Annotated in this window: 23 protein-coding genes and 1 tRNA gene; 13 read left to right on the top strand and 11 right to left on the bottom strand. The window is 71.4% G+C overall.

Annotated elements, in window-relative coordinates; translation table 11 throughout:
* Window positions 1-438: 438 nt before the first annotated feature.
* The gene (parC, locus tag AC3IF3_RS24755) at window positions 439-2,685 is read right to left on the bottom strand and encodes a DNA topoisomerase IV subunit A (protein ID WP_489230661.1); all 2,247 of its coding nucleotides are present in this window, start codon (window positions 2,683-2,685) and stop codon (window positions 439-441) included.
* A gap of 166 nt (window positions 2,686-2,851) precedes the next feature.
* Window positions 2,852-3,571, bottom strand: a complete 720-nt coding sequence (recO, locus tag AC3IF3_RS24750; RefSeq protein WP_489220410.1) for a DNA repair protein RecO — start codon at window positions 3,569-3,571, stop codon at window positions 2,852-2,854.
* A 181-nt stretch (window positions 3,572-3,752) separates the two neighbouring features.
* On the opposite strand from recO, the gene AC3IF3_RS24745 reads away from it, so the two are divergent.
* Together AC3IF3_RS24745 and AC3IF3_RS24740 are read left to right on the top strand one after the other, a co-directional pair.
* A complete protein-coding gene (locus tag AC3IF3_RS24745; protein ID WP_243968334.1) occupies window positions 3,753-4,160 on the top strand; it encodes a hypothetical protein in 408 nt (135 codons plus the stop codon).
* A 28-nt stretch (window positions 4,161-4,188) separates the two neighbouring features.
* The gene (locus tag AC3IF3_RS24740; RefSeq protein ID WP_489230660.1) at window positions 4,189-4,875 is read left to right on the top strand and encodes a gamma-glutamylcyclotransferase; all 687 of its coding nucleotides are present in this window, start codon (window positions 4,189-4,191) and stop codon (window positions 4,873-4,875) included.
* A 3-nt stretch (window positions 4,876-4,878) separates the two neighbouring features.
* Here the strand turns inward: AC3IF3_RS24740 and AC3IF3_RS24735 are convergent, their stop codons facing one another.
* The gene (locus AC3IF3_RS24735) at window positions 4,879-5,295 is read right to left on the bottom strand and encodes a hypothetical protein (protein ID WP_489230659.1); all 417 of its coding nucleotides are present in this window, start codon (window positions 5,293-5,295) and stop codon (window positions 4,879-4,881) included.
* A 168-nt stretch (window positions 5,296-5,463) separates the two neighbouring features.
* Between AC3IF3_RS24735 and AC3IF3_RS24730 the strand changes: the two genes are divergently transcribed.
* Window positions 5,464-6,093, top strand: a complete 630-nt coding sequence (locus AC3IF3_RS24730; protein WP_489230658.1) for a hypothetical protein — start codon at window positions 5,464-5,466, stop codon at window positions 6,091-6,093.
* A gap of 39 nt (window positions 6,094-6,132) precedes the next feature.
* Here the strand turns inward: AC3IF3_RS24730 and AC3IF3_RS24725 are convergent, their stop codons facing one another.
* The gene (locus AC3IF3_RS24725) at window positions 6,133-7,047 is read right to left on the bottom strand and encodes a manganese catalase family protein (RefSeq protein ID WP_243968331.1); all 915 of its coding nucleotides are present in this window, start codon (window positions 7,045-7,047) and stop codon (window positions 6,133-6,135) included.
* Between the two features lie 392 nt (window positions 7,048-7,439).
* The gene (locus tag AC3IF3_RS24720) at window positions 7,440-8,270 is read right to left on the bottom strand and encodes an outer membrane protein (protein WP_489218663.1); all 831 of its coding nucleotides are present in this window, start codon (window positions 8,268-8,270) and stop codon (window positions 7,440-7,442) included.
* Between the two features lie 906 nt (window positions 8,271-9,176).
* On the opposite strand from AC3IF3_RS24720, the gene AC3IF3_RS24715 reads away from it, so the two are divergent.
* Both AC3IF3_RS24715 and AC3IF3_RS24710 read left to right on the top strand, forming a co-directional pair.
* Window positions 9,177-9,659 (top strand): DUF2721 domain-containing protein, encoded by a 483-nt coding sequence (locus AC3IF3_RS24715; protein ID WP_243972818.1) that lies wholly within the window; start codon window positions 9,177-9,179, stop codon window positions 9,657-9,659.
* Between the two features lie 146 nt (window positions 9,660-9,805).
* Entirely contained in the window at window positions 9,806-9,979 is a 174-nt protein-coding gene (locus AC3IF3_RS24710) for a hypothetical protein (protein WP_243972820.1), read from the top strand.
* A 133-nt stretch (window positions 9,980-10,112) separates the two neighbouring features.
* On the opposite strand, the gene AC3IF3_RS24705 is transcribed toward AC3IF3_RS24710, so the two are convergent.
* The 4 genes from AC3IF3_RS24705 to AC3IF3_RS24690 form a co-directional block, all read right to left on the bottom strand.
* Window positions 10,113-10,373 carry a hypothetical protein gene (locus tag AC3IF3_RS24705; RefSeq protein ID WP_243972822.1) on the bottom strand — a complete coding sequence of 87 codons (261 nt, stop codon included), beginning with the start codon at window positions 10,371-10,373 and terminating at the stop codon, window positions 10,113-10,115.
* Window positions 10,374-10,790: 417 nt separating this feature from the next.
* On the bottom strand, window positions 10,791-11,135 hold the full coding sequence (locus tag AC3IF3_RS24700) for an energy transducer TonB (protein ID WP_489218661.1): 345 nt from the start codon (window positions 11,133-11,135) through the stop codon (window positions 10,791-10,793).
* 111 nt (window positions 11,136-11,246) lie between these two features.
* A complete protein-coding gene (locus AC3IF3_RS24695; protein WP_243972824.1) occupies window positions 11,247-11,489 on the bottom strand; it encodes a hypothetical protein in 243 nt (80 codons plus the stop codon).
* Window positions 11,490-11,497: 8 nt separating this feature from the next.
* Complete coding sequence (locus AC3IF3_RS24690) at window positions 11,498-11,674, bottom strand: hypothetical protein (protein WP_243972825.1); 177 nt, start codon at window positions 11,672-11,674, stop codon at window positions 11,498-11,500.
* A gap of 261 nt (window positions 11,675-11,935) precedes the next feature.
* Here AC3IF3_RS24690 and AC3IF3_RS24685 point away from each other — a divergent pair, with 261 nt between their 5' ends.
* The 6 genes from AC3IF3_RS24685 to AC3IF3_RS24660 all read left to right on the top strand — a co-directional run bounded on the left by AC3IF3_RS24685 (window position 11,936) and on the right by AC3IF3_RS24660 (window position 20,797).
* Window positions 11,936-12,073, top strand: a complete 138-nt coding sequence (locus AC3IF3_RS24685; protein WP_489230656.1) for a hypothetical protein — start codon at window positions 11,936-11,938, stop codon at window positions 12,071-12,073.
* A gap of 336 nt (window positions 12,074-12,409) precedes the next feature.
* On the top strand, window positions 12,410-13,429 hold the full coding sequence (locus AC3IF3_RS24680) for a helix-turn-helix domain-containing protein (RefSeq protein ID WP_243972827.1): 1,020 nt from the start codon (window positions 12,410-12,412) through the stop codon (window positions 13,427-13,429).
* 76 nt (window positions 13,430-13,505) lie between these two features.
* Complete coding sequence (locus tag AC3IF3_RS24675) at window positions 13,506-13,877, top strand: hypothetical protein (protein ID WP_489230654.1); 372 nt, start codon at window positions 13,506-13,508, stop codon at window positions 13,875-13,877.
* 131 nt (window positions 13,878-14,008) lie between these two features.
* Window positions 14,009-15,301 (top strand): efflux RND transporter periplasmic adaptor subunit, encoded by a 1,293-nt coding sequence (locus AC3IF3_RS24670; RefSeq protein WP_489230653.1) that lies wholly within the window; start codon window positions 14,009-14,011, stop codon window positions 15,299-15,301.
* Between the two features lie 11 nt (window positions 15,302-15,312).
* Window positions 15,313-18,522, top strand: a complete 3,210-nt coding sequence (locus AC3IF3_RS24665; RefSeq protein ID WP_489230652.1) for an efflux RND transporter permease subunit — start codon at window positions 15,313-15,315, stop codon at window positions 18,520-18,522.
* 277 nt (window positions 18,523-18,799) lie between these two features.
* Window positions 18,800-20,797, top strand: a complete 1,998-nt coding sequence (locus AC3IF3_RS24660) for a methyl-accepting chemotaxis protein (RefSeq protein ID WP_489230651.1) — start codon at window positions 18,800-18,802, stop codon at window positions 20,795-20,797.
* Between the two features lie 52 nt (window positions 20,798-20,849).
* On the opposite strand, the gene AC3IF3_RS24655 is transcribed toward AC3IF3_RS24660, so the two are convergent.
* Window positions 20,850-20,993: a hypothetical protein gene (locus AC3IF3_RS24655; RefSeq protein WP_243973610.1), complete on the bottom strand. Its 144-nt coding sequence runs from the start codon at window positions 20,991-20,993 to the stop codon at window positions 20,850-20,852.
* 589 nt (window positions 20,994-21,582) lie between these two features.
* Window positions 21,583-21,658 (bottom strand) — tRNA-Ile (locus AC3IF3_RS24650).
* 245 nt (window positions 21,659-21,903) lie between these two features.
* On the opposite strand from AC3IF3_RS24650, the gene AC3IF3_RS24645 reads away from it, so the two are divergent.
* Both AC3IF3_RS24645 and AC3IF3_RS24640 read left to right on the top strand, forming a co-directional pair.
* Entirely contained in the window at window positions 21,904-22,407 is a 504-nt protein-coding gene (locus tag AC3IF3_RS24645; RefSeq protein ID WP_243972617.1) for a (2Fe-2S)-binding protein, read from the top strand.
* Entirely contained in the window at window positions 22,404-23,444 is a 1,041-nt protein-coding gene (locus tag AC3IF3_RS24640; RefSeq protein WP_489230650.1) for an FAD binding domain-containing protein, read from the top strand. Before AC3IF3_RS24645 ends, AC3IF3_RS24640 begins: the two co-directional genes overlap by 4 nt.
* The last annotated feature ends 6 nt before the right edge of the window (window positions 23,445-23,450 follow it).

Genomic DNA, 23,450 nt, shown 5'->3' with positions numbered 1-23,450 from the left:
GCGCGTTCTGGCTCGGCCAGCGTTCGCACTGAGACGGGGTCTGTCCCACCCGCGCCCTCATCGCCTGACGGATCTACACTTCGCCTTTGGGATCCTCGTCCGGCTGCCGAGTATGGCATTCCGGAACTGCCACGCGCGCACCCTCCCCCCTCTGCGGGGGAGGGTGGCCCCTGCGTCAGCAGGGGTCGGGCCGGGACGAAGTCCCGCACGAGGGGAACCCGGTGTCCGGAAGGGGCGCGACCTTCACATAGCACAGAGCTATGTTCTGCACCGTCGCTCCCCTCTCCCGACCCCCTTCGGGGGCCACCCTCCCCCGCAAAGGGGGGAGGGAGACGCGCGGATCCGGCCTCGTCGAATGAAGATGTGGGAACATCGCGGCCGCGCAGCATCTCAGGATGAGGCGGTGGATTGGAGATCCCTCACGCCTTCACGCCCACTTCAGCGCCCGAACCGCTCGAACTTCGGAAAACTGCGCGCCATCATCAGCCCGACCTCGGCGCGGTGGCCGAGCCACTTCTCCAGCACCGCCGCGTTGGCGAGCCGCCCTTCGGCCGAGCCGTCCTGCCAGGGAAGGCCGTCCGCCAGCTTGAACACGTGCGCGTCGAGCAGCCCGCCGCTGCGGCAGCGCTGGAGGCGGACGCCCTTGCCTCGGGCGAGTTCGGCCACTTCGGAGACCGGGAAGACCAGCAGCAGCTTCTCGGTGTTGACCACCGCCACGTGGTCGCCGTCCGCCGGCACTAGCACGGCCGCCGTGGCGTCGCCGTCGAGGCCGAGCACGCTCTTGCCCTTGCGGGTGTTGGCCACCAGCGCGTCGGCCGGCGCCACGAAGCCGCGCCCGTCCGAGCCTGCGATCAGCAGCTTGGTCTCCGGCCGGTAGGGCAGAGCCGCCACGATCTCGGTGCCGTCGTCGAGGTCGGCCATCAGCCGCACCGGGTCGCCGAAGCCGCGCCCGCCCGGCAGCTTCGAGGCCTCCAGGGTGAAGACCTTGCCGTTCGTGGCGAGCAGCAGGATTTTCTGGGTGGTCTCGGTGGGGAAGGCGATCTTCAGGCTGTCGTCGCCCTTGAACGCCACCCCCGACAGGTCGGCGACGTGGCCCTTGAGCGCCCGGATCCAGCCCTTGGTGGAGACGATCACGGTGATCGGCTCGCGCTCCACCAGGGCCGCCGTGAAGTCGATGCCGCCGACATCCGGCGGGCTCGCCAGGGTGGTCCGGCGCTTGCCCAGCTTGGTCTCGGGCCCGAACGTCTTCTTCACGGCGCGGATCTGCGCCTGGATCGTCTTCCACTGCGCCGGCTCGGAGGCGAGCAGATCATCGATCTCGGCCTTCTCGGCGGTGAGCGCCTCGAACTCGCGCTTCAGCTCCATCTCCTCCAGCTTGCGCAGGGAGCGCAGGCGGGTGTCGAGGATCGCGTTGGCCTGGAGTTCGGTCAGCTCGAACCGGGCCATGAGGGCGGCCTTGGGCTCGTCCTCCTCGCGGATGATCCGGATCACCTCGTCGAGGTCGAGGTAGACGATCAGCAGGCCGCCCAGGATCTCCAGGCGGCGGTCGATCTGGCCCAGGCGGTAGCGCGAGCGGCGCTGCAGCACCACGCGGCGGTGGTCGACCCATTCCCGCAGGCACTCGACGAGCCCGATCACCTTCGGCACGAGGCCGCCGACCAGGACGTTGAGGTTGAGCGGGATCCGGGCCTCCAGCTCGGTGAGCCGGAACAGCGATTCCATCAGGATCACCGGATCGACCGTGCGCGAGCGCGGCTCCAGCACCACGCGCACGTCCTCGGCCGATTCGTCGCGCACGTCGGCCAAGAGCGGCAGCTTCTTCTCCTGGAGGAGTTCGGCCATCTTCTCGATCAGCCGCCCCTTCGGGATGCCGTAGGGGATCTCGGTGACGACGATGTTCCAGGTGCCGCGGCCGAGATCCTCCTTGGTCCAGCGGGCGCGGACCCGGAAGGCGCCGCGGCCGGTCCGGTAGGCCTCGGCGATCGACTCGGCCGAATCGACCAGGATGCCCCCCGTGGGGAAGTCCGGCCCCTGCACGAATTTGGCGAGATGCGCCGAGGTCGCCTCGGGATGGTTGATCAGGTAGAGCGCCGCGTCGCACAGCTCGGCGGCGTTGTGCGGCGGGATCGAGGTCGCCATGCCGACCGCGATGCCCTGGCTGCCGTTGGCGAGCAGGTTCGGGAAGGCCGCCGGCAGAACGACCGGCTCCTCCTTCTCGCCGTTGTAGGAGGGCCGGAAATCGACCGTGTCCTCGTCGATCCCGTCGAGGAGCAGGCGGGCGACCTCGGTGAGCCGGGCCTCGGTGTAGCGGTAGGCGGCGGGGCCGTCGCCGTCGATGTTGCCGAAATTGCCCTGCCCGTCGACCAGCGGGTAGCGCTGGGCGAAGTCCTGGGAGAGCCGGACCAGGGCGTCGTAGATCGCCTGGTCGCCGTGCGGGTGGAAGTCGCCCATCACGTCGCCGACGATCTTGGCGCATTTCTTGTGCGCCGTATTCGGATCGAGGCGCAGCAGCCGCATCCCGTAGAGGATCCGCCGGTGCACGGGCTTCAGCCCGTCGCGGGCATCCGGCAGGGCCCGGTGCATGATCGTGGAGAGGGCGTAGGCGAGGTAGCGCTCTTCGAGCGCGGATTTCAGCTCGACGCTCTCGATCCCGTCGCCGGATGGCGGCTCGAAGGGCTGGCCCATGACGGCTCCTCAATGCAACGTTTCGAACGCCCGGCGTCTCGCCCCCGGGGCCGTGCGGCGAGACCCGGATGACGGATCCGCCGCGGTCACCCGCCGGCGTGGCGGATCTGGAGGCGGGGCTTGGCCGGAATGCCCCGGCCGAACGGGTTCGAACAGAACAGGAACATTACCCGGCCTCGCGACCGAGCGCAACGAATCGCGCCCGCTCCTCGGGGGGGGCGAGGCCGCGCGGGCCCCAGACGTGCCGGTCGAGGAAGTACCCCGTCAAGGTAAACCCTTGGGCAACGCCGTCCGGCCCCGGCGATCCGCCCGCGTGCAGGAAGGTGGGGAGGGCGAGCAGCCGATCGCGAAAAGGCTCGCCGGCCGAGGCGCTGACCGCCCGGCCGCTCCGGGGCGACACGTAGGCCAGGGCGTCATTGCCGCCGGTGGCGGCGCAGGCGGTCAGGTCGAGGCCGAAGCCGAGCTCCGACAGGATCTCCAACTCGAAGCGCACCATCAGGGGCGGCGCGATGGCCGGATCGTCGAGGTGCTCGACCAGGATCCCGGCCGCCGCATAGAGCGCCGGGTGCGGGTCGCGCTCGGGGAGGAGCCGCAGCAGGGCCGCCAGGTGGCCGATCCCGTAGAGGGCGAGCCCCGACCCGATCAGGCGCGAGACCTGCGAGTCGAGGGGCTCCACCGCGTAGGCGCCGAGACCCTCGTCGAGGCGCGCCCGCCAGGTCAGCCGGACCCGGTTGCCGGGCTGGAGCACCGGCTGCATCCGGCGCGAGCGCCCGCCATGCACGAGCCCGAGATGGCGCCCGTGCGCCTCGGTCATCGCCTCCAGGATGACGCCGCTCTCCCCGTGCCGGCGTGAGCCCAGCACCAGCGCGTCGTCGGTCCATTGCATCGGGGTCACATCACCGGCGGGCAGGATCGGGATCGCGGCCTCCGTGAGCCGCGTCGAGGCCGTCATATAAGATGCTGTTGCCCGGATCCCGAGCCGTGGTCGGGATCCGTGAGGCCCGGCGGCCGTGCCGCCTTTGCGCGGCCGGCGGGGGGCGGTAGCTTGGCCGCGGAGAATCGCCCGCATGCCGTCTCGCGCCGTCCTGGCTCTCGCCGCCCTGATGATCACCTCGGCCGCCGCGCTGGCCGCCCCCAAGGCGACGAAGCCGCCCGCCGCCGAGGACGCGCCCTCCCCGGCCCTGAAGGCGCGGATCGCCGCCCTAGCCGTGAGGCAGGTCGAATTCGGTTCGGTCTCGCTGCTGCCGGTGCGGTTCGAGGGCAGCCGGCTCGCCGGCCCGGTCGCGGATGGCGGCCGGACGATCTACTGCGTGTCGAGCCGGATGAGCGGCCGGACCTTCGGCAAGCCCGAGCGGCCCAAGGCGGTGATGCGCTACCAGGCCGACCGGCTGGAGGTGATCGACGACGACGAGGTCTGCACCGGCCATCGCAGCCAACCCTTCCCGGAACTGGACACGCTCGGCAACGCCCGGTGAGCCGGCCGCGTTGACCGCCGTGTCCCCGATGCCGGCACGCACCCTCGACCTCAGCCTCGACCTGATCGCCCGCGCCCATTCCGTCCCGGTGCCCGATGATCCGAGCGCCCTCGACCTCCTGAGCGACGCGGAACTGCGCCCGGGGCTGGAGGCGATCGTCGCGGGGCGCGCGGGCCGCGATATCTGGGTCTTCGCCTACGGCTCCCTGATGTGGCGCCCGGAATTCCCCGTGGCCGAGCGCCGGATCGGGACCGTGCGCGGCTTCCACCGGCGATTCTGCCTGCTCCAACGCCGGTTCCGCGGAACGCCGGAGCGGCCGGGCTTCGTCCTGGCGCTCGACCGCGGCGGCCTGTGCCGGGGCGTCGCGTTCCGCCTGCCCTGGACGGAGATCCGCACGGCGCTGATGCCGGTCTGGCGGCGGGAGATGCGCGGCCGGGGCTACGTCGCCCGCTGGCTGCCGGTGCAGACCGAGGCCGGGACCGTCCCGGCGCTGACCTTCCTGGCCAACCGCGCCAGCGAGCGCTACGCCGGCCGCCTCTCCGACGCCGAGATTGCGGAAAAAATCGCCGTCGCCTGCGGGCATGCCGGCCCGAGCGCCGAGTACCTGTTCCGCACCGTCGAGGCCTGCGAGCGGCTCGGCATCCGCGACCGGCACCTGTGGAGCCTCCAGGCCCTGGTGGCCGCCCGGCTCAGGGCCTGCGCGGCGCCGGCCTGACCCTCACGACCAGGCCCGCTTCATCGCGATCACCATGCGGCCACCCGCCTGCTCGGTATCCGGGTTGCGCGGCTCGCGGATGCCCGGCGCACGCCCGGTCGTGACGTAGACGACCAGGGTCAGGGCAAGGAGGATCTTGATGCGCATCGCGACGCTCAGGGTTGAGCGGGCGTGCATAGGATCGATCGGTTTGTACGGAGTTTCCGCCGGGCTCACAGGTTGCGGTTGTGGGCCGTTCCCGCGAGCATGGTGAACGAACAGTTGCGGCCGGGCCGCGATCGTCCGGAGCATCATCCCGAAAGGTGGTTTTCGGCTTTCGGAAACAGATGATGCCGAACCAGAGACCTCGCGCATCATCCCGAAAGGAGGTTTCCGGCTTTCGGAAACAGATGATGCCGAACCGGAGACCGCGCGCATCATCCCGAATGGTGGTTTCCGGCTTTCGGAAAAAATGATGCGGAATCAAGGACCTGCGGCATCGTACCGGGTCCGATTGTCGGGACGGTGCTGGAGCGCATCGTCCTGGTTCCGATGTCCAGGACGATGCGCTATGCCGCCGGCCCGGGTTTCCCACGGGTGGAGGACAGGATGCGGCTCAGGATCGGCGTGGCTCTGGCGATTCTGGGGGTTGCGGTCGCTGTGCTCGTGGCGGGTCCCTGGCCGCACGGCGTCCGGCTCTCGGACGTCCTGACCGGAGGCACCCCCGTCCTGCCTGATGGGTCGCGGCCGGTGGCGGGATCCATGGAACTCTCCGGCCATGCCACCTTCGGCGCCGGCCAGCATCCGGCCACCCTGCGGCTCGCCTGCGATCCGGCCGGATCCGGCCTGTCGGCGGTGCTGACGGTCCCGCACTCCGCGGCAGCGGCGGAGGGCTTCGATGTCGCCGGTCTGGAGGGGGACGGACATGCGGCGCCGCTCACCGGCATCCTGGTCGCGAATGCCGGCGGCGTCCGGTCCGTGCGGATGCCGGCGCAGGGCGCGGAAACGCGCGATCCCGACACGGGCTTCAGCCTGACGGTGGCTGGCGCCCGCCGGGGCGAGGATCCCCTGCGCGGCGTTACCCTCGCCCTGACCCAGGCCGGCACGCGGCTGACCTGGACACAGGCAAGCCCGCGCGCCGGGGATCAGACCCTGACGGCGGGTTTTTCGGTCGCGGACAGTGACGCGGCGGCGCTGAGGACGGCGCTCGGCGGTTGCCTCGCGGTGCCGCCGCATTAGGGGGCGTAGCCGGGTCCGGCGTCGCCGGACCCGCGGTGATCAGCGCCCCTTCTTGTAGAGCTTGCTGGCGATCTCGAAGATCTCCTCCGGCGCGTAATCCGGCGCGAAGGCGCCGTAATTGCCGTCGAGTTCCGGGATCTTGCCGCCCTCGGGATAGCCGTCGACCACTTCGAGGTTGCCCGGCGGGTCCCCCGGCAGCGCCACCTCGTCGTTCGACCAGACGCCGGCGGCTTCCTGGTAATCCGCCTCGCTGAAGGTGTAGAGGCGCCGGTGCTTGCCCTCGTCGAGGTACTTCTGACACTCGGGCACCCGCGACAGGTCGATGTTCGGGGTCGGCAGCATCTTCTCGATCTCGACGCCGGTCAGCTTCTTCAACGCCAGCGCGTAGGCGTGGGCGTGCAGGGATCCGCGCACCAGCAGGTAGGCGCAGACTTCCCGGCCGGTCGGCTCGATCATGGTCTCGTAGACCCGCAGCTTGTGGATGCGCGCGCCGCATTCCAAGTGGAAGTTGTGCAGCAGGTCGATGATCAGGTTCCCGGTCGTCGTCACCATGTCCATGTTCCAGGACGCGGCGTTGGCGTTCATCGGCATCGCGCCGCCGCCATTCGCCAGGAAGCTGCCGGCGAGGCGGACATCCTGCATCTCGGCGAAGGGCGCCTTGGAGATGTCGACGTCCTTGGCCGGGTTGCCCGGGCCGTTGTTCAGCATAGCGATGCCGGTCGAGACCAGCTCGACATGGCCGATTTCCTCGGCAAAAATGCTCGACACGAGGCTGTAGAATGGCCGCAGCTTGGTCTTGTTGCGGAAATTGAAGCTCTGGAACATGTAGTTCCCGAGGGTCGACATCTCGCCATACTTGCCACCGAGCAGTTCCTGCAGGGCGGCGGCTGCGTTGGGCTCCGGCTTCTTCGGCTCCGGCAGATCCGTCAGCAGGCGGTCGATCTTCATGAACATGCGGAAAGCTCCGTTTGCGCGAGACGCGCATAGGGCTTACCGGCGAGGCCGCCACATGTTCCGGTTGTAACCGTCGATCTTCGCCCCCGGGGCCGGTCCATGACGCCGCGGCGGCCGGGGCCCGACGCGGCGCAGCCGTGCGGATTTCCATGATGGCGCGGACCGCCGGAAGCCCGCCAACCTCAACGACGATCGCCCGCAAGCCATCGCCCTCCGGGCCTCGGCCCCGAAACCCCAGGCGGTCGGAGGCGCGGGCGTCGGCCAAAAACAAACCACGCGGCGCGCGTTCGGCGCGCCGCGTGGTTCGGGTGGTCACTCGGCAGCGTTCCGAACCGACCCTGCCGAACAAGCGGCAAGGTCGGGCCGTCAGTCACTGCCCTCGCTGTCGGATCTCAGTACGAGCCGAACTTGTAGTTCAGGCCGGCGCGGATGACGGCGAACTCGTCGGAGCGGCGGCCGAGGGTGTTGTACGCCACCGGGAAGTTGGTGGCGGCGTTGATGACGAACGCGCCCTGGTTGCGGGTGTTGCGGTCGAGGTTGACGTACAGGCCTTCGACCTTGAGCGTCACGGCCGAGGAGCGGAAGAAGTTCAGGAACGAGTCGGTCGGGAGGGCGTACTCCATGCCGCCGCCGACCGCGTAGCCGGTGCGGAAGCTGTCGTTGCCGGCGTAGCCGCCGAAGGAGCGGTCAGCGCTGCCCGAGCCGTAGGCGAAGCCGCCGGTGCCGTACACCAGCACGCGGTCGAAGGCGTAGCCGAGGCGGCCGCGCACGGTGCCGAAGTAGTCGAGGCTCGACAGGCCGCGCGGGTCGGTGACGTAGTAGCCGGGGGCCAGGCCGCCGACCAGCAGGGCGTTGTTCCGGCTGCGGCCGAAGTCGAGGTACTGGGCATCGGCCTCGATGCCGACGACCACGCCCGAGCCCGGGGTGAACTGGACGTTGTAGCCGACCTGGGCGCCGCCCGAGAAACCTTCCTGGTTGCGCTGGCCGAAATAGGCCGTCGTGCCGTTGCCGTACGGGGCCGGGACGGCGAAGCTCGAGGTGTTGTTGCTGCTGGCGTCGAACGCGTAGCCGGCGTTGATACCGAAATAGGCGCCCGTCCAGGTGAACACCGGCACGGGGGTGAACACCGGCGGCGGCGCGGCGCGGCGCGGCAGGTCGGCGGCCGAGGCGGCGCCGGTCAGGAGGGCCGTGGCGGCGCTCGCGAGAAGAAGCTTCTTGATCATCTGGTCCTCTGTCTCCCGTTGGGCGGGATGTGTACCCGATCACAGAACGACAGGTTGCGGCCGCGCGATAGTGCAGCGCTGCAACAGCGCGAAGTGATGTTTTCGGGCGGCCGATAATCCCGTGCGCTGCGGCACATTCCCGATGAAAGTGCCGCGATGCCGGTATTCCAGATGATTCCGTGAACAAGAAGCCCCGCCGCGCGAAGGCGTGCGGGGCTTGAGTTCGCTTGTGAACGTTCCCAGGACCAACCAGGAAGCTTCCCGGTGCGTTAGACCGCACCGGGTGACGGCCCGCAAGCCCACTCGGCGCGGCAGAAAGCAGTTACCCTTAACCGACGCCCGGTTGCGATCGTGCCCGCCGTCGAACGCCCGGAGACCCGGCGGGTCGCCGCCGCGTTCCACCGGGACCTCACGTCAATCTTCCGCGGGTCGGACCGGCCGGCGCCTGGACATGACCAGTGATCGCCGGGGCTCATCCGCCGCCGACAATTGCGGCTCATCTCGGCGACCCGCGGTTTATGCCCTTGGCCGATGGGGTTTCAGCAGTGCAGGGTCGCGCCGATACGACGAAGCGCGGGGTAAATCACGCACCCTCGCACGATCTGGCGCCGGCACAGCCCGCGCCCGGGCGGAGCGACCGGCCTGTGGAGAAGCGGCAGATGTCGAGCGTGACCGAGCGGACCGCCCGGCATCAGCGGATCGTGGCGCCCCTCCCCGGCCCGTATCCGGCGCTGCGGTCACGATCCCGGGACACGCGCATCAACCCGGTCGCGCGGCCGTTGATGGCGGCTTGCGCGCGGGGGCCGTCCTGTGGTGACCCTGTCGGCATGGTGCCGCTGCGATTCCCCGTCCGAGCCGGTCCCGGGCGTGGCCCGGGCGTGCCTTGCCTGCGGGCCTAGCGCGCCGATGTTCGGCTTCTCCCTCAATGCCACCGAACCCGACAGCATCGCGCACATCATCCAGGTGGCGCTCGCCCCCGCCTTCCTGCTCTCGGCGCTGGCGACGCTGCTCAACGTGTTCTCGACCCGCCTGGGCCGGATCTCCGACAAGGTCGACGCCCTCTCGGCCGAGGCCGCCCGGGCGACGACCGCCGAGGCCGCCCGCCTGTCCCGCCGGCTGACCTTCCTGCGGCGGCGCTCCTTCGTGCTCGACGTGGCCGTCGCCCTGGCCTCGCTCGGGAGCTGCCTGATCGGCCTGGCCGTGCTGACGCTGTTCGTCGGGGCGCTGCGTGACGGCGCCGCCGCGTCGATCCTGTTCGCGTGCTTCGGGGCGGCCCTGGTCTGCACCGTCGCGGCGATCACCGCCTTCATGACCGAGATCCTGATGGCCGGTCGCGGCGTGCGCGACGAGGTCGACCGCCATCAGGAACAGGCGCACGCGCGGCGGTGACGCCGCCGGCCCCGCACCCGGCGCCGTGTGCGCTCCGATCCCGTCCGCGCCGCCGCCGGCCGTGTTTCGATTGCATCTTGGCGGGAACCGGGCCTTAATCGGCTCGGTGCTTCATGTCGCCGCACGCGACGTCCGAGGGTTCCGTCATGACGATCGCGATCCTGGTGGCCCTCCTGGCCGGAGCTCTCTCCCTCGGCGTCCTGTCGTCGGTCGCGCCGTTCCGGCGTCGCGAAGAGATCGAGCTGGATGACGGTGGCCCGCTCGACGACGCGCTGTTCGATCCGGCCGGTCCGGTGATCGATCTGGAGCCGCGTCGCTAGAGCCTCGTCCCGACAGGCGGCTGCCGGCTTTCGGACCAAGACGAGGCCGATCAGAAACTCAGCACCTCGTGCCGGTGCCGATATCCGGCATGATGCGGCGGACGCGGCCGGGCCGGCGCTCTCCGCGGCGGCGTTACGATTCGGTCTCGGGCGCCCCCGCCCCGGAGGGCGTGTTCTTCTGCCCGGACCAGACGATCCGGCCGGCCGCGTCCCTCAGGGCCGCCGAGCCCGAACGGCCGGAGAGGAGCTGCGCGAATCGGGCCTTCGCGTCGGCCACGGCCGCGGCCTCGGAGGGCGCGTGGATCTGCTCGTCGTGGATGATGATGCCGCTGGCGCTCTCCCGGTGCACGACGCAGTGCAGCCGATAGGGCGCCGGCGGTGGGGGCGCGGCCATGGCGATCTCGGGACCGGCTGACGGCACCTACGCGGCGACCGGGCCGCCGGGCGCCGAGGATCCCCCGTCCCGGCTCGCGAAGACACAGCCCGACACGTACACCTCCCCAGTCGACCCTTGGGACAGATGGCATATCAGAAATATCCGGCCCGAAAACGCGCGCCCGAGATCGGTCTTTCCCCCGGCCGATCCGGTTCCAGCCCCGCAGACCCGGTCGCGAGTGCGTTCCGCCGCAGGGGATGCCGGTTCGGCGCAGGAACGCACGTTTTGACCCGGAGCCGGAGCCGTTCCCCGTCGCAACGCGACCGGGAACGGCCCTCGCGCATCGTCCGGGATATCGGAACCCGGACGATGCGCGTGGTCTTCGGTTTCGCGTCATCGCTCCGGAAGCCGGAAACCACCGTTCGGCCTGATGCTTTACCGGCGCCGATGCGTGTGCCGCTCGACCACCCGCTGCCGATGCGTCGGCAGGCCGAGCCCGCGGGCGGGCGCCGTCCGGAGGCCGGCGGGGCGGGGCGCGGGCAGCAATTCCGGCGGGGCCCTGGGTGTCTCCACCACGACGGCCTCCAGAACCATCGGCCGTACCGGTCGCGCGGGGCGCGTCGGCCGCGCCGCGAGGGTCCCGAGGGCCCAGAGGCCGAGGCAGAGCAGGCCGACCAGGATCCCGTCCCCGGACGGCTCCGCGCGGCACATCAGGATCCCGGTGCCGGTGAGGGCGGCGGCGGCCGCGAAGAGCCGCGGTGTCGGATCGCCGGAAATCATGCCGCAGCCTCCGCGCTTCGTGCTGAATTCCCCTCGACGAGGCCGCTGCACGTGTCGTCAGCGGCCCGGCGCGCCGGACCTGTCCCCAGGCCGGCGCAGAACGCTCCCGCCTCAGCCGGCCAGGCTGGATGGCGGCTGCCACGCGACCCCGGGATGCTCGCGAATATCGCCCGCCCTGGTCCCGGTATCGGCATCGCTCGTCCAGTCGCCGGGCTCCGCGATGGCGGCGATCTCGGCCTCCGGATAGGCCGCCGTCAGGAACAGGCGCGCCTCGCCCTCGGCCTCCGCCCTGACCGTGACGAGGGGCTTCTGTCCCCGGGCGTCGCGCACCTGCGCGATGAACAGCTTGGTCATGATCCCCCTCAGGCCTCCACTTCCTCGACGTGAAGGCCGCCGGCCCGCAGGTGGGGCGGGATGCCGGCACGGTCGCGGTAACCGGCCGCGTGGGCCATCGCGTCCAGGGCCGTCAGGGAATCGAGCGCTGCGCCGATCCAGAGGATGACGCCCGTCGCCGCCTGCATGATCCGGAAGACCTTCACGCCACACTCGCGTCCGCACAGCCCCATTGGTCGGACAAGCTTGGCGCCCGCCCGGCTGTTCCCGGTCGAAACGGTCGCGACGAACGATTGTGCCAACGCCGCCGAAGCGTCTCGCCCCGGAACGGGCCCGGCCGGCCGGCGTTGTTCGGCCCGAGCTGGCGGCAGCCGGCGTTCTCAAGGTCGTCGCCGGCAGCAGCCGGTGGTTTCAAGGTCATCGCCGGCTACAGCCGGCACGGCGAGACCCGATCGGGACGGAGCATCATGACCAGCCGCACCGTCCCGTCCGCCCTGCTCGCCCGCGTCGCCGGCTCCGCCGGACTGGCTGTCGCGCCGCGCACGCCCGACGGAAGCACCGGCAATGGCGCCATGGGCAGCGGCGCAGCGCCCGGCGGCCGGTAACGCGCCGTTAACCATGACCGCCGAAACCCCAGGGCCTCACGACCGTGCAACTTTCCCGTCCCGCAGCCGTCCGGCTCGCGGGACGTCTCGTATCCGGCCCGTCGTCCCGGATGGCAGCAGGCGCGGCACCCCTCGGCGCGCAACGCGCTCACGGGTCGAGGGCGTCGTCATCGCCGTGATCGCCGGCTCTCGGAACCAGGCGAAGCCCCCGCGCTGTCCGGGTCCGCATTCGATCACCGGCGGGGCATCGTCTCTTCCTCTTTTCTTTAAAGCCGCATCTCCTGTAAGAGGCGCGGCCGGACGAGTACTCGAACACGGGGGTGTACGACACGGGTGATGCGATCGAACTCAGTTCTCCGGCTCGAGGATGAGCGGCCAGGTCTTCATCAGGCGGCGGCCTGGCGCGAGGCCGTCGCGCCGTTCTGGACCTTCGCGATCCGGAAGGAAGATCTCGCGGACTTCCGCGGCCGGTCGCATGTCCAGCACCTCGGCAATGCGATCTTCTGCCGTGCCGGCGCCTCGGGCCTGCGCTTCACCCGCGAACGCGCCCTCGTGGCCCGCATGGGGGTCGATCACATCCTGGCCCATGTCCGCCTCTCCGGACGGTCCCGGATCGAGGCCGGCGGCGGCGAGCGGGATTGCGGCCCGGGCGACATCTGCCTGCTCGACCTGTCGCGGCCGCTCTCCGCCTGCTCCACGGACTACGAGGCCCTGACGGTGGTGCTGCCGCGCGGGCTCTTCGGCGCGCATCAGGGGGGGCTCGATTCCCTCCACGGTCGGGTGATCCCGGGCGCGAGCCCGTTCGGCCGGATGCTGAACGATCATCTGCGCGCCCTCGCCGCGCACGCCCCCGGCTTCTCGGAGCCGGAGGCCGCGGCGGCCGCGCAGGCGACGGCTTTGCTGCTCGGCACGGCGGCCTCCGGCCTGCCCGGCGCGGGGCCGGCCGGTCGAGACCCGGACAGCGCCCCGCTCCGCCTCGCCCTCCGCCGGTTCATCGAGGCCGAGCTGGCCGCCCCCGACCTGAACGCCGAGACGCTCGGGCGGCGGTTCGGCCTCTCGCGCAGCGCCCTGTACCGCCTGTTCGTCCCGCTCGGGGGCGTGTCCGGCTACATCCGTCAGCGCCGGCTCGCCCGCGCCTACCGCGACCTCGCCGCGGGCGGCGGGCGCGGCGCCCGCATCTCGGAGGTGGCGTATCGCTGGGGGTTCGAGAGCCCCGCGCATTTCGCCCAGGCCTTCCGGGCCGCGTATGGCCACGCCCCCCGGGACCTCCGGACCCGGCCCGAGGCCCCCGCGGACGCGGCCCCGACCGAGGCCTGGACGGATTTCTACGGCTGGGTCCTCAGGCTGGCGGCCTGAAGCGCAGGCCCGTGCGGAGCCCGCGTCGGGACAGGCCCCTTGTGCGCCCCGCCCCGCATCGACCATAACCCCCGCGATGATCTTCGGGGTTCGGCATGGGCGCGCCGTCCGGGCGCGGGGCTGGTGGGCGCTCACCGTCCGCATGCTCGCGCTCGTCCTGACGCTGTCGGTCGCCGGACCGGGCTTCGGCCTCGCGGCGGATCTCGCCTTCCACGCGGGCAGCCATCACGGCCGGGGCGCGGGACCGGCCCTCGACGCGCCGGCAGCCGCCGCTACCGTCGATCCCGGCCTCGACACCCACCTCCATTGCGGCTGCCATCAGGCCGCCCGCCTGGAGATCGCGGCGGTGGCGCCGGCCGCCGTCCCGGGCCGGCCGCTGCGGGCCGGCCGCGCTGAGGTGCGCGCCTCCGTCAGTCCCGACCGGCTGCCGCGGCCCCCGCGGGCGTGAGCTGACGCCGCCGACCGGCGCGCGTCCCGCCCGGAGACCGGAAACGGCCCGGGCCCGCCCTCACGCGACCCCTGAACCGGACCTCCGGGCCGCCGCGCGCGGCGCCCCGCCGTCCCGGCCGAGCCGATCCCATGCGCATCCTCCCGTCCGCGGCCCTCGCCGGGGCCCTTCTGGCCGCCGGCATCGCCCTCGGTGCCGCCGTTCCGACCCTGCCCGCCCGCCTGCGGCAGGCCCTCGCCGTCGCCGGGCTCGCGTCGGCCCCGGCCGCCGGCGACGGTCACGCCGCACCGGACGACCACCCGCACGACGGCCCGGCCCACGAGGCGGGCCAGGCGGAGGGGGCGATCCGGATGCGGCCCGATCAGGTCGCGGGGCAGGACATCGTCACGGCGCCGGTCGGCGGCGGCACCCTGGCGCGCCACCTCCTCGTGCCCGGCACCATCACCCCCGACACCGACCGGATCGCCCGGGTCCCGGCCCGGGTGGTCGGGACCGTGGCCGAGATGCGCAAGCGCCTCGGCGACCCCGTGCGGACGGACGAGATCGTGGCGATCCTCGACAGCCGGGAGGTCGCCGACGTCAAGAGCGAGTACCTCACCGCCCAGGTCCAGGCCGAGCTTCAGCGGATCAACTACGAGCGCCAGCAGAAGCTGCTCGCCTCCCGGAGCGCCTCGGAGGCGGCCTTCGAGACCGCCCGGGCCGCCTTCCTGGAGACCCAGCTCCGGGTCGACCTCGCCCGCCAGAAGCTGTCGGCGCTCGGCCTCGACGCCGCTGAGGTCGCGGCCGCCCAGAAGCGCGACGAGGCGACCCCGAACCAGTCCACGCTCCGGCGCTACCCGCTGCGCGCGCCGCTCTCCGGCCGCATCGTCGAGCGCCGGGTCGATGTCGGCACCGCGGTCGGCAAGGAGGGCGACCCGGCCGACCTCTACACCGTGGCCGATCTCTCCACGGTCTGGATCGAGCTGTCGGTGCCCACGCTCGATCTCGCCCAGGTGCGGGAGGGCGCCCGCGTCACGGTCACCCCGGGCCGGGCGGGCGAGGCGGAGCGCCGCGCGGAGGGACGGGTGATCTTCGTGAGCCCGTTCCTCAACGCCGACACGCGCTCGGCCCGGGTGGTGGTCGCCCTGCCGAACGCCGACCTCGCCTGGCGGCCCGGGACCTTCGTCACCGCCGAGGTCGCGATCGCCGAGGACGTGGTCCCGGTCCGGATCCCCAAGGCGGCCGTCCAGACCCTCGCGGGCCGGAGCGTGGTCTTCGTGCGCACGGCCGAGGGTTTCGCCGCGCGCCCGGTCACCCTCGGCCGCTCCGACGACGAAGCCCACGAGGTCACCGCCGGGCTCGAGCCCGGCGCCGAGATCGCGATCGGCAACACCTTCCTGCTGAAGGCCGAGCTCGGCAAGGCCGAAGCCGGCCACGACGATTGAGGCGGCGGACCATGATCAGTCGCATCCTCGCCGTCTCGGTCCGCCAGCGCTGGCTGGTGCTGCTCCTCGTGCTGCTGGCGGCGGGTCTTGGGGCCGCCGCGCTGACGCGGCTGCCCATCGACGCCGTGCCCGACATCACCAACAACCAGGTGCAGATCAACACCCTGGCGCCGTCGCTCTCGCCGGTCGATGTCGAGCGCCAGGTCACCTACCCGGTCGAGACGGCGCTCGCCGGCATCAAGGGGCTGGAGTATACCCGCTCGCTCTCGCGCAACGGCTTCTCGCAGATCACCGCGGTCTTCGCCGAGTCCCTCGACATCTACTTCGCCCGCCAGCAGGTCGCCGAGCGCCTGTCGCAGGCCAAGGAGGACCTGCCGCCCGGGATCGAGCCGCGGATGGGCCCGATCTCCACGGGGCTCGGCGAGATCACCATGTGGTCGGTCCAGTACGCGCCGGCGGCCGAGCGGACCGTGGTGCCGGCGGGGCGCCCAGGCTGGCAGCCGGACGGGCGCTACCGGACCCCGGAAGGCCAGATCCTCGCGACGGAGCTGGAGCAGGTCGCCTACCTGCGCACGGTCCAGGACTGGATCATCCGGCCGCAGATCAAGTCCGTTCCCGGCGTCGCCGGGATCGACGGGATCGGCGGCTTCGAGAAGCAGTACCACGTCCAGCCCGACCCGACGACGCTGACCGCCCTCGACCTGTCCTTCGCGGACGTCGCCCGGGCGCTCCAGGCCAACAATGCCAACCAGGGCGCCCGCTACCTGGAGGAGAACGGCGAGAGCTACGTGGTGCGCGCGGCCGGGCGCCTGGAGAGCCCGGAGGCGATCGCCGACGTGGTGGTGGCCAGCCGCGGCGGCGTGCCGGTGCGGATCCGCGACGTCGCCGCGGTGCGGATCGGGCGCGACCTGCGCACCGGCTCGGCCAGCGAGAACGGGTGGGAGACCGTCATCGGCACCGCCCTGATGCGGATCGGCGAGAACAGCCGCACGGTGGCGGCCGCGGTCGACGCCCGCCTGGATCAGATCCGGCGCGCCCTGCCCCCGGGCATCGTGGTCCAGACGGTCCTCGACCGGACGCAGCTCGTCGACGCCACGATCCGGACCGTCGCGAAGAACCTCGCCGAGGGCGCGGCCCTCGTCATCGTGGTCCTGGTCCTGCTGCTCGGCAACATCCGGGCCGCGCTGATCGCCGCCCTGGTCATCCCGGTCGCCATGCTGATGACCGTCACCGGCATGGTCGCGGGCAGGATTTCCGCCAACCTGATGAGCCTCGGGGCGCTCGATTTCGGCCTCATCGTCGACGGGGCGGTGATCATCACCGAGAACGCGCTCCGCCACCTCGCCGAGCGGCAGCAGGCCCTGGGGCGTACCCTCGCGCTGGAGGAGCGCCTGGAGACAGTGCGGGTCTCGGCCGAGGAGATGATCGCGCCGTCCCTCTACGGGCAGGCGATCATCATCCTGGTCTACGTGCCGCTCCTGACCTTCACCGGCGTCGAGGGCAAGATGTTCCAGCCGATGGCGCTGACCGTCATCCTGGCCCTGGCCGCGGCCTTCGTCCTGTCGCTGACCCTCGTGCCGGCCCTGATCGCCATCGCGCTCACCGGCCGGATCACGGAGGCGGAGAACCCCCTGCTGCGCGGGCTGAAGGCGGCCTACCGGCCCGTCCTCGGCGCGGCGATCCGGGCGCCCGCGCCCTTCGTCGGGGCGGCGCTGCTGCTCCTGGCGGGGGCGGGCCTGCTCGCCGCCCGGCTCGGGACCGAGTTCATCCCGCTCCTCGACGAGAAGAGCATCGCGCTCAACGCCACCCGGATCCCGTCGACCTCCCTGACCCAGTCGCAGGCGATGCAGCTCAAGGTCGAGCAGGTGATCGCCCGGTTCCCGCAGGTCGCCTACGTGTTCTCGAAGACCGGCACCGCCGAGGTCGCCACCGACCCGATGCCGCCGAATTCCTCCGACACCTTCGTGATGCTCAAGCCGCAGGCGGACTGGCCCGACCCGGCCCTGACGAAAGCCGAACTGCAGGCGCGGATCGAGGCGGCGCTGAGCGAACTCGCCGGCAACGTGTACGAATTCTCCCAGCCGATCCAGCTGCGCTTCAACGAGCTGCTCGCCGGCACGCGGGGCGACCTCGCCGTCAAGGTGTTCGGCGAGGCCTTCGCGCCGATGCTGGAGACCGCCAACCGGATCGCCGCGATCCTGCGCGGGATCCCGGGGGCCGACGACGTGAAGGTCGAGCAGATCGCCGGCCTGCCGGTCCTCGAGATCCGGATCGACCGGACCGAGGCCGCCCGGCTCGGCCTCAGCACCGGGGCGATCCAGGAGGTGATCGGCGCCGCCATGGGCGGCAAGGCGGCCGGGCTCGTATTCGAGGGCGACCGGCGCGTCCCGATCGTGGTGCGCCTGACCGATCAGGTTCGCGAGGACCGGGAGGCCCTGGAGAACCTGCCCGTCCCGCTGCCCCCGGGGCTGAACGGCAAGGCCGCCTCCGTGCTGCTGCGGCAGGTGGCGCAGTTCTCGGTGAGCGAGGGGCCGAACCAGATCAGCCGCGAGGACGGACGGCGGCGGGTCGTCGTCACCGCCAATGTCCGCGGACGCGACATCGGCTCGCTGGTGGCGGAGGCGCAGGCGCAGGTCGCCGCTCAGGTGAGGCTGCCGGCAGGCGCCTCCGTGACCTGGGGCGGCCAGTTCGAGAACCTCGCCTCGGCCCGGGCGCGCCTCTCCGTGGTGGTGCCGGTCTGCTTCGTGCTGATCGTCCTGCTGCTCACCGCGGCGCTCGGCGGCGCGCGGGACGCGCTGCTCGTGTTCAGCGCCGTGCCGCTGGCGCTCACCGGCGGCATCGCGGCCCTGTGGCTGCGGGGCATGCCGCTGTCGGTGCCGGCCGCGGTCGGGTTCATCGCGCTCTCGGGCGTGGCGGTGCTGAACGGCCTCGTGATGCTCAGCGACATCAAGCAGCGCGTGGTCGCCGGACAGCCCCTGCGGGCGGCGATCCGGGACGGCGCCCTCACCCGGCTGCGGCCCGTGGCGATGACCGCGCTGGTGGCGTCGCTGGGCTTCGTGCCGATGGCGCTCGCCACCGGCACGGGCGCGGAGGTGCAGCGGCCGCTCGCCACCGTGGTGATCGGCGGCCTGATCAGCGCCACCCTGCTGACCCTGGTGGTCCTGCCGGCGCTCTACGCGCGATTCGGCCGGGCCGGCGGTTCCGCATCGCCCGGAGGGTGACCGGATCCGGGCCCTGCATGGGTGCTGCGCGTCGGCGGCGGGCCCTGCCGAGACGCACAGGCATGTGCGGCATCCGGATTATTGAGACGCCGACTTTGGATAAGTGCCGCCATCATTCGTTCTGTCGTGACTATTGTTTGTGATACTCGACGTGTAGCTACCCGTATAAACCAAACAATATTAGAACATGGTTTCAAACTTGACAGAGTGCCGTTTAAATTACAAGGAATAGTGTTTCATGGACACAATCATATCCGACAAAGAGGCCTATAAATTTATGAAAATCGGCATTCGTCTGCGACTATACGCGGGATTTGGGCTGCTTGTTCTGATCGCCGCCGGTATCAGCGGATATTCGCTCTACCAGCAATCTGTCATCAACGAGCAATATGCGCTCCGCGGCCGCCTGGAGCTGATTGCGCGGACGATCTTCTCGGTCAACAGCCTGGCTGCGCGCCTCGCCGGTGAGGCCGAGCAGTACCGGCTCGCCCCCACGCCCGAGCGGATCGTCGCCCTGGAGCAGACGCGCCGCGACATCGAGGAGACGGGCAAGACGCTGATCGGATTGGCGATCACGGAATCGCGCCGCAAGGTGTATGGCGAGATCGAAGACAACGCCCGCGCCCTGAAGCCGGAGCTGGACCGCCTCGCTTCGGCGGGCGTCAGCCTGTCTCAGGCCAAGGAGCGCCTGTTCACGGGTGGCGACGAGCTGACCAGCGCGACCAATACCCTGGTCGCCGAGGCGCACGCCCGCGCCAGCGCGGCGCTGCTCGGCGACGCCCAGACCGTCGAGAGCGCCGTGCTGCTGGTTCGCGTCGCCAACTGGCGCTTCCTGGCGACGCTCGACCCGAAGGGCCCGGCGACCTTCACGAAGAACGTCGAGAAGGCCGAAGCCACCCTGAAGGCCCTCCAGGGCGCCGAAGGGAGCATCGCCTTCGCCCCCCAGATCAAGGCGGTGATCGAGAAGCTGGAGGCCTATGGCAGCAACTTCCAGACGACCGCGAGCGCCCTGGACGGCCTAAAAACGGTGTTCGAGACCGGCATCAAGCCGCACACGGGCGTGATCGTGGCGCGCAGCAACGCGGTGCGCGACGGCATCAACGTCGCGGTCGAGGAGAACGCCCGGGCCGTGGAGACCGCGGTGGCGAGCGCGCGCAGCGTCCAGTTCGTGCTCGTCGGGCTGGCGCTGGTGCTGGGCGTGGCCCTGGCCCTGGTCATCGGCCGCAGCATCATCCGCCCGGTAGCCGGCATGACCGATGCGATGCGCCGCCTCGCCGCGGGGGACACCACCGTCGCGGTGCCGTCGCGGGGTGCCACGGACGAGATCGGTGCCATGGCCAAGGCCGTGGACGTGTTCCGGCAGAACGCCATCGCCCGGGCCGAGCTGGAGGCCGCCCAGGCCGCCGAGCAGGAGGCCCGCCAGAACCGGGCCGACCGGATCGACCAGCTCGTCCGTGCCTTCCAGGAGAAGATCGCCCATTCGCTCGGTATCGTCACCGCGGCCACCACCGAGCTCGACGCCACGGCCCGCGCGATGACCCGGGTCGCCGACGACACCAGCAGCCAGGCGGTCGCCTCCAGCAGTGCCGCCGAGCAGACCGCGTCCAACGTCCAGACGGTGGCGGCAGCCGCCGAGGAGATGGTGTCCTCGCTCCAGGAGATCGAGCGGCAGGTGGTCCGCTCCAACGCGGTGGCCGGTCAGGCCGCCCACGAGGCCGAGGCGACCAACGCCGCCATGGCGAGCCTGCGCGCGGCCGCCGAGCAGATCGGCGCGGCGGTGACGACGATCTCGGGGATCGCCGGGCAGACCAACCTGCTGGCGCTCAACGCCACGATCGAGGCGGCGCGGGCCGGCGAGGCGGGGCGGGGCTTTGCCGTGGTGGCGGCCGAGGTGAAGGAGCTGGCCGGCCAGACCGCCCGGGCCACCGACGAGATCGGCGGGCAGATCGCCGCGATCCAGGCGGCCACGGGTCAGGCCGCGGAGGCGATGCAGCAGATCGCCCGCACGATCGCCAGCGTGAGCGAGATCAGCGGCGCGATCGCCTCGACGGTGGTGGAGCAGACGGCGGCCACGAGCGAGATCTCACGCAATGCTGGCCAGGCGGCGAAGGGGACGCAGGACGTGTCGGCCAACGTCGCCCGGGTCCTGACGGCATCGGGCGAGACCGGCAGCGCCGCCACGCAGGTCCTGAACGCGGCGGCCGAGCTGGCCAAGCAGTCGCTGGCCGTCAAGCAGGAGGTCGACGGCTTCCTCCGCGACATCCAGGCCGCGTGACCGGCGGCCGGGGCCCGGATCCGGCGCCGCCGGTCCCCCGGAACCGGCGCCGTCAGGCCGGGAGGAGGTGCAGCAGGGTGCCGACCACGCCGAACGCCCCGAGGCCGATCAGCCCGACGAGGATGTACATACGCATCCGGCTCGCGCCGGTCTCCGACGTCAGCTGGGCGTCTTCGGGCAGGTCAAACCAATCCATCGGACCATCGCATCGGCTCGGATGAGCGGAGGGGCGACCCTATGCCGGCCCGATGACGCTTGGACGACCATTCGCCGGAGGGCAGACAGCCCGCGGCTCCGCCGCCGAGCTGTGTCCGCCGGATGCGGCCGCGCCCGGGAATCGCATCTCGGCCAATCGATACGGGCTGTTACGAGGTTTCGGTCGGACGGATTTTCGTCTGAAATGCGGACCGGGCGTTGTTATATTGCTTCGGCGTTTGAATTCGCCCGTGCCGGCGGTTGCACGGTGGTGATTCCTGTGCTCCAATATTCTGAGCGTCAGTATCTCATCAGATCGTCGGGGACCGATTGCGGTGCATCGCGCGCCGTAAGGAGGCCGAGCATGTACGCTCCAACCAAGTTCAACGAGAAGACGGATTGGGAGCTGGTCACTATCTTCGGTGTCTGGATCGTATGCGAGGCATGTATATTGATGGCGTGCTTGTTTGTGCTGTAATACATTGCCTCGCCGTGGATGATCACGAAGGGCGCGCCCGCGCGGCGGCGCATGCGCGATCGCCGGATCGCGAACGCCGAGGAGGCGGGTCGCCGGGCATGTCCGGGTTCGATGGTGGGCCCGGCAGGACTCGAACCTGCAACCAGACCGTTATGAGCGGCCGGCTCTAACCATTGAGCTACGGGCCCGGCAGAGGCGAAGCCTCCCGGGAAGCGATACCCGAAGGACACGGTCGCGTCACCCCGGCGGACCCGCGGGTCCCCGCTTTCCCGTTCCGGACCGGATCGGGTCCGCGCGCGTCCCGGTCAAGTCAGCATATCGGCGCAAGCTGCACGAATCGTGAGGTTGCGCACATCGCCGTCACCCGTGGCCTCGCCGGGGGCGAAGGTCCGGCTATCTGTAACGGTTCCAGCCTTTGCAAGCCGGGACCCCCATGACCATTCCCCTCAGGCTCACCCTGAACGGGCAGCCGCGCGAGATCGCCCTCGACGATCCCCGCGTCACCCTCCTCGATCTCCTGCGCGAGCGCCTCGGCCTGACCGGCGCCAAGAAGGGCTGCGACCGCGGCCAGTGCGGCGCCTGCACGGTGCTGGTGGACGGGCGGCGGATCAACAGCTGCCTGACGCTCGCCGCGAGCCTCGACGGGGCCGAGATCCTGACCATCGAGGGGCTGGCCGAGGGCGACCGGCTCCATCCGGTCCAGGCGGCCTTCATCGCCCATGACGGCTTCCAGTGCGGCTTCTGCACCCCCGGCCAGATCATGAGCGCGGTCGGGCTGATCCGCGAGGGCCAGGCCGGGACCGATCCCGAGCGGATCCGCGAGGGCATGAGCGGCAATCTCTGCCGCTGCGGCGCCTATGCGGGCATCCTGGACGCGGTGCAGGAGGCTTCGCAGGCGGCCTCGGCCCGGACCGAGCAGCGGGAGGACGCGGCGTGAGGCAGTTCGACTACATCCGCCCCGCGAGCCTGCCGGAGGCCGTGGCGGCCGGGCAGCAGCCCGACACCGCCTATCTCGCCGCCGGCACCAACCTGGTCGACCTGATGAAGGGCGGCGTCACCGCCCCGGCCCGGATCGTCGACATCACCCGGCTGCCCGGCCTCGCGGCGATCGAGCGGCTGCCGGACGGCGGCACCCGGATCGGCGCCCTGGTGCGCAACAGCGACCTCGCGCACGACGCGATGTTCGAAAAGACCTACCCGATGGTGGCCGAAGCCCTGCTGGCCGGCGCCTCGGCGCAGCTGCGCAACGCCGCCACCGTCGGCGGCAACCTGATGCAGCGCACCCGCTGCCCGTACTTCACCGACGCCGTCTCCCCCTGCAACAAGCGCGCGCCCGGCTCCGGCTGCGCGGCCCTGGGGCACGCCACCCGCATCCACGCGGTCCAGGGCTGGAGCGAGCACTGCATCGCCACCCACCCCTCCGACTTCTGCGTGCCGCTGGCCGCCCTCGACGCGGTGGTGGAGATCGCCGGGCCGGACGGCGCCCGGGCGGTGCCGCTGACCGCGTTCCACCGCCTGCCCGGCGACCATCCGGAGCGGGAGACGGACCTGCGGCCCGGCGAGCTGATCACCGCCCTGCGCCTGCCCCCGGAGGCGGCCGATTTCCGCGGCCATGCCCGCTACCTGAAGGTCCGCGACCGTACCTCCTACGCCTTCGCGGTGGTCTCGGCCGCCGCCGCCCTCACCTTCGACGGCGAACGGATCGGCCGGGCCCGGCTCGCCCTCGGCGGGCTGGCCCTGAAGCCCTGGCCGGTGGAGGCCGCCGAGGCGGCGCTCGCCGGCCAGGCGGCCGCCCCCGAGGTTTTCGCGAGGGCCGCCGACGCGGCGCTCGCCGGCGCCAGGCCCACCGGCGAGGCCAACGCCTTCAAGATCGAGCTCGCCCGCCGGGTGGCGGTCCGCGCGCTCACCCAGGCGGCCGCGGGCACGCCCGCCCGGATCCCGGCGCTCCCCGCCTCCCCGTTCGGCATCGTCTGAGGAGAC

The sequence above is a fragment of the Methylobacterium sp. J-118 genome (assembly GCF_057836565.1).
Note: the sequence above shows the minus strand (reverse complement) of the source record. Positions and strands in the feature narration are given on the sequence as shown.

Bases quoted from the DNA above. Each gene is read 5' to 3' on its own strand.
- parC (WP_489230661.1), bottom strand. From the start codon at position 2,685: ATGGGCCAGCCCTTCGAGCCGCCATCCGGCGACGGGATCGAGAGCGTC.
- recO (WP_489220410.1), bottom strand. From the start codon at position 3,571: ATGCAATGGACCGACGACGCGCTGGTGCTGGGCTCACGCCGGCACGGG.
- AC3IF3_RS24745 (WP_243968334.1), top strand. From the start codon at position 3,753: ATGCCGTCTCGCGCCGTCCTGGCTCTCGCCGCCCTGATGATCACCTCG.
- AC3IF3_RS24740 (WP_489230660.1), top strand. From the start codon at position 4,189: ATGCCGGCACGCACCCTCGACCTCAGCCTCGACCTGATCGCCCGCGCC.
- AC3IF3_RS24735 (WP_489230659.1), bottom strand. From the start codon at position 5,295: ATGATGCGCGCGGTCTCCGGTTCGGCATCATCTGTTTCCGAAAGCCGG.
- AC3IF3_RS24730 (WP_489230658.1), top strand. From the start codon at position 5,464: ATGCGGCTCAGGATCGGCGTGGCTCTGGCGATTCTGGGGGTTGCGGTC.
- AC3IF3_RS24725 (WP_243968331.1), bottom strand. From the start codon at position 7,047: ATGTTCATGAAGATCGACCGCCTGCTGACGGATCTGCCGGAGCCGAAG.
- AC3IF3_RS24720 (WP_489218663.1), bottom strand. From the start codon at position 8,270: ATGATCAAGAAGCTTCTTCTCGCGAGCGCCGCCACGGCCCTCCTGACC.
- AC3IF3_RS24715 (WP_243972818.1), top strand. From the start codon at position 9,177: ATGTTCGGCTTCTCCCTCAATGCCACCGAACCCGACAGCATCGCGCAC.
- AC3IF3_RS24710 (WP_243972820.1), top strand. From the start codon at position 9,806: ATGACGATCGCGATCCTGGTGGCCCTCCTGGCCGGAGCTCTCTCCCTC.
- AC3IF3_RS24705 (WP_243972822.1), bottom strand. From the start codon at position 10,373: ATGGCCGCGCCCCCACCGCCGGCGCCCTATCGGCTGCACTGCGTCGTG.
- AC3IF3_RS24700 (WP_489218661.1), bottom strand. From the start codon at position 11,135: ATGATTTCCGGCGATCCGACACCGCGGCTCTTCGCGGCCGCCGCCGCC.
- AC3IF3_RS24695 (WP_243972824.1), bottom strand. From the start codon at position 11,489: ATGACCAAGCTGTTCATCGCGCAGGTGCGCGACGCCCGGGGACAGAAG.
- AC3IF3_RS24685 (WP_489230656.1), top strand. From the start codon at position 11,936: ATGACCAGCCGCACCGTCCCGTCCGCCCTGCTCGCCCGCGTCGCCGGC.
- AC3IF3_RS24680 (WP_243972827.1), top strand. From the start codon at position 12,410: ATGCGATCGAACTCAGTTCTCCGGCTCGAGGATGAGCGGCCAGGTCTT.
- AC3IF3_RS24675 (WP_489230654.1), top strand. From the start codon at position 13,506: ATGATCTTCGGGGTTCGGCATGGGCGCGCCGTCCGGGCGCGGGGCTGG.
- AC3IF3_RS24670 (WP_489230653.1), top strand. From the start codon at position 14,009: ATGCGCATCCTCCCGTCCGCGGCCCTCGCCGGGGCCCTTCTGGCCGCC.
- AC3IF3_RS24665 (WP_489230652.1), top strand. From the start codon at position 15,313: ATGATCAGTCGCATCCTCGCCGTCTCGGTCCGCCAGCGCTGGCTGGTG.
- AC3IF3_RS24660 (WP_489230651.1), top strand. From the start codon at position 18,800: ATGAAAATCGGCATTCGTCTGCGACTATACGCGGGATTTGGGCTGCTT.
- AC3IF3_RS24655 (WP_243973610.1), bottom strand. From the start codon at position 20,993: ATGGATTGGTTTGACCTGCCCGAAGACGCCCAGCTGACGTCGGAGACC.
- AC3IF3_RS24645 (WP_243972617.1), top strand. From the start codon at position 21,904: ATGACCATTCCCCTCAGGCTCACCCTGAACGGGCAGCCGCGCGAGATC.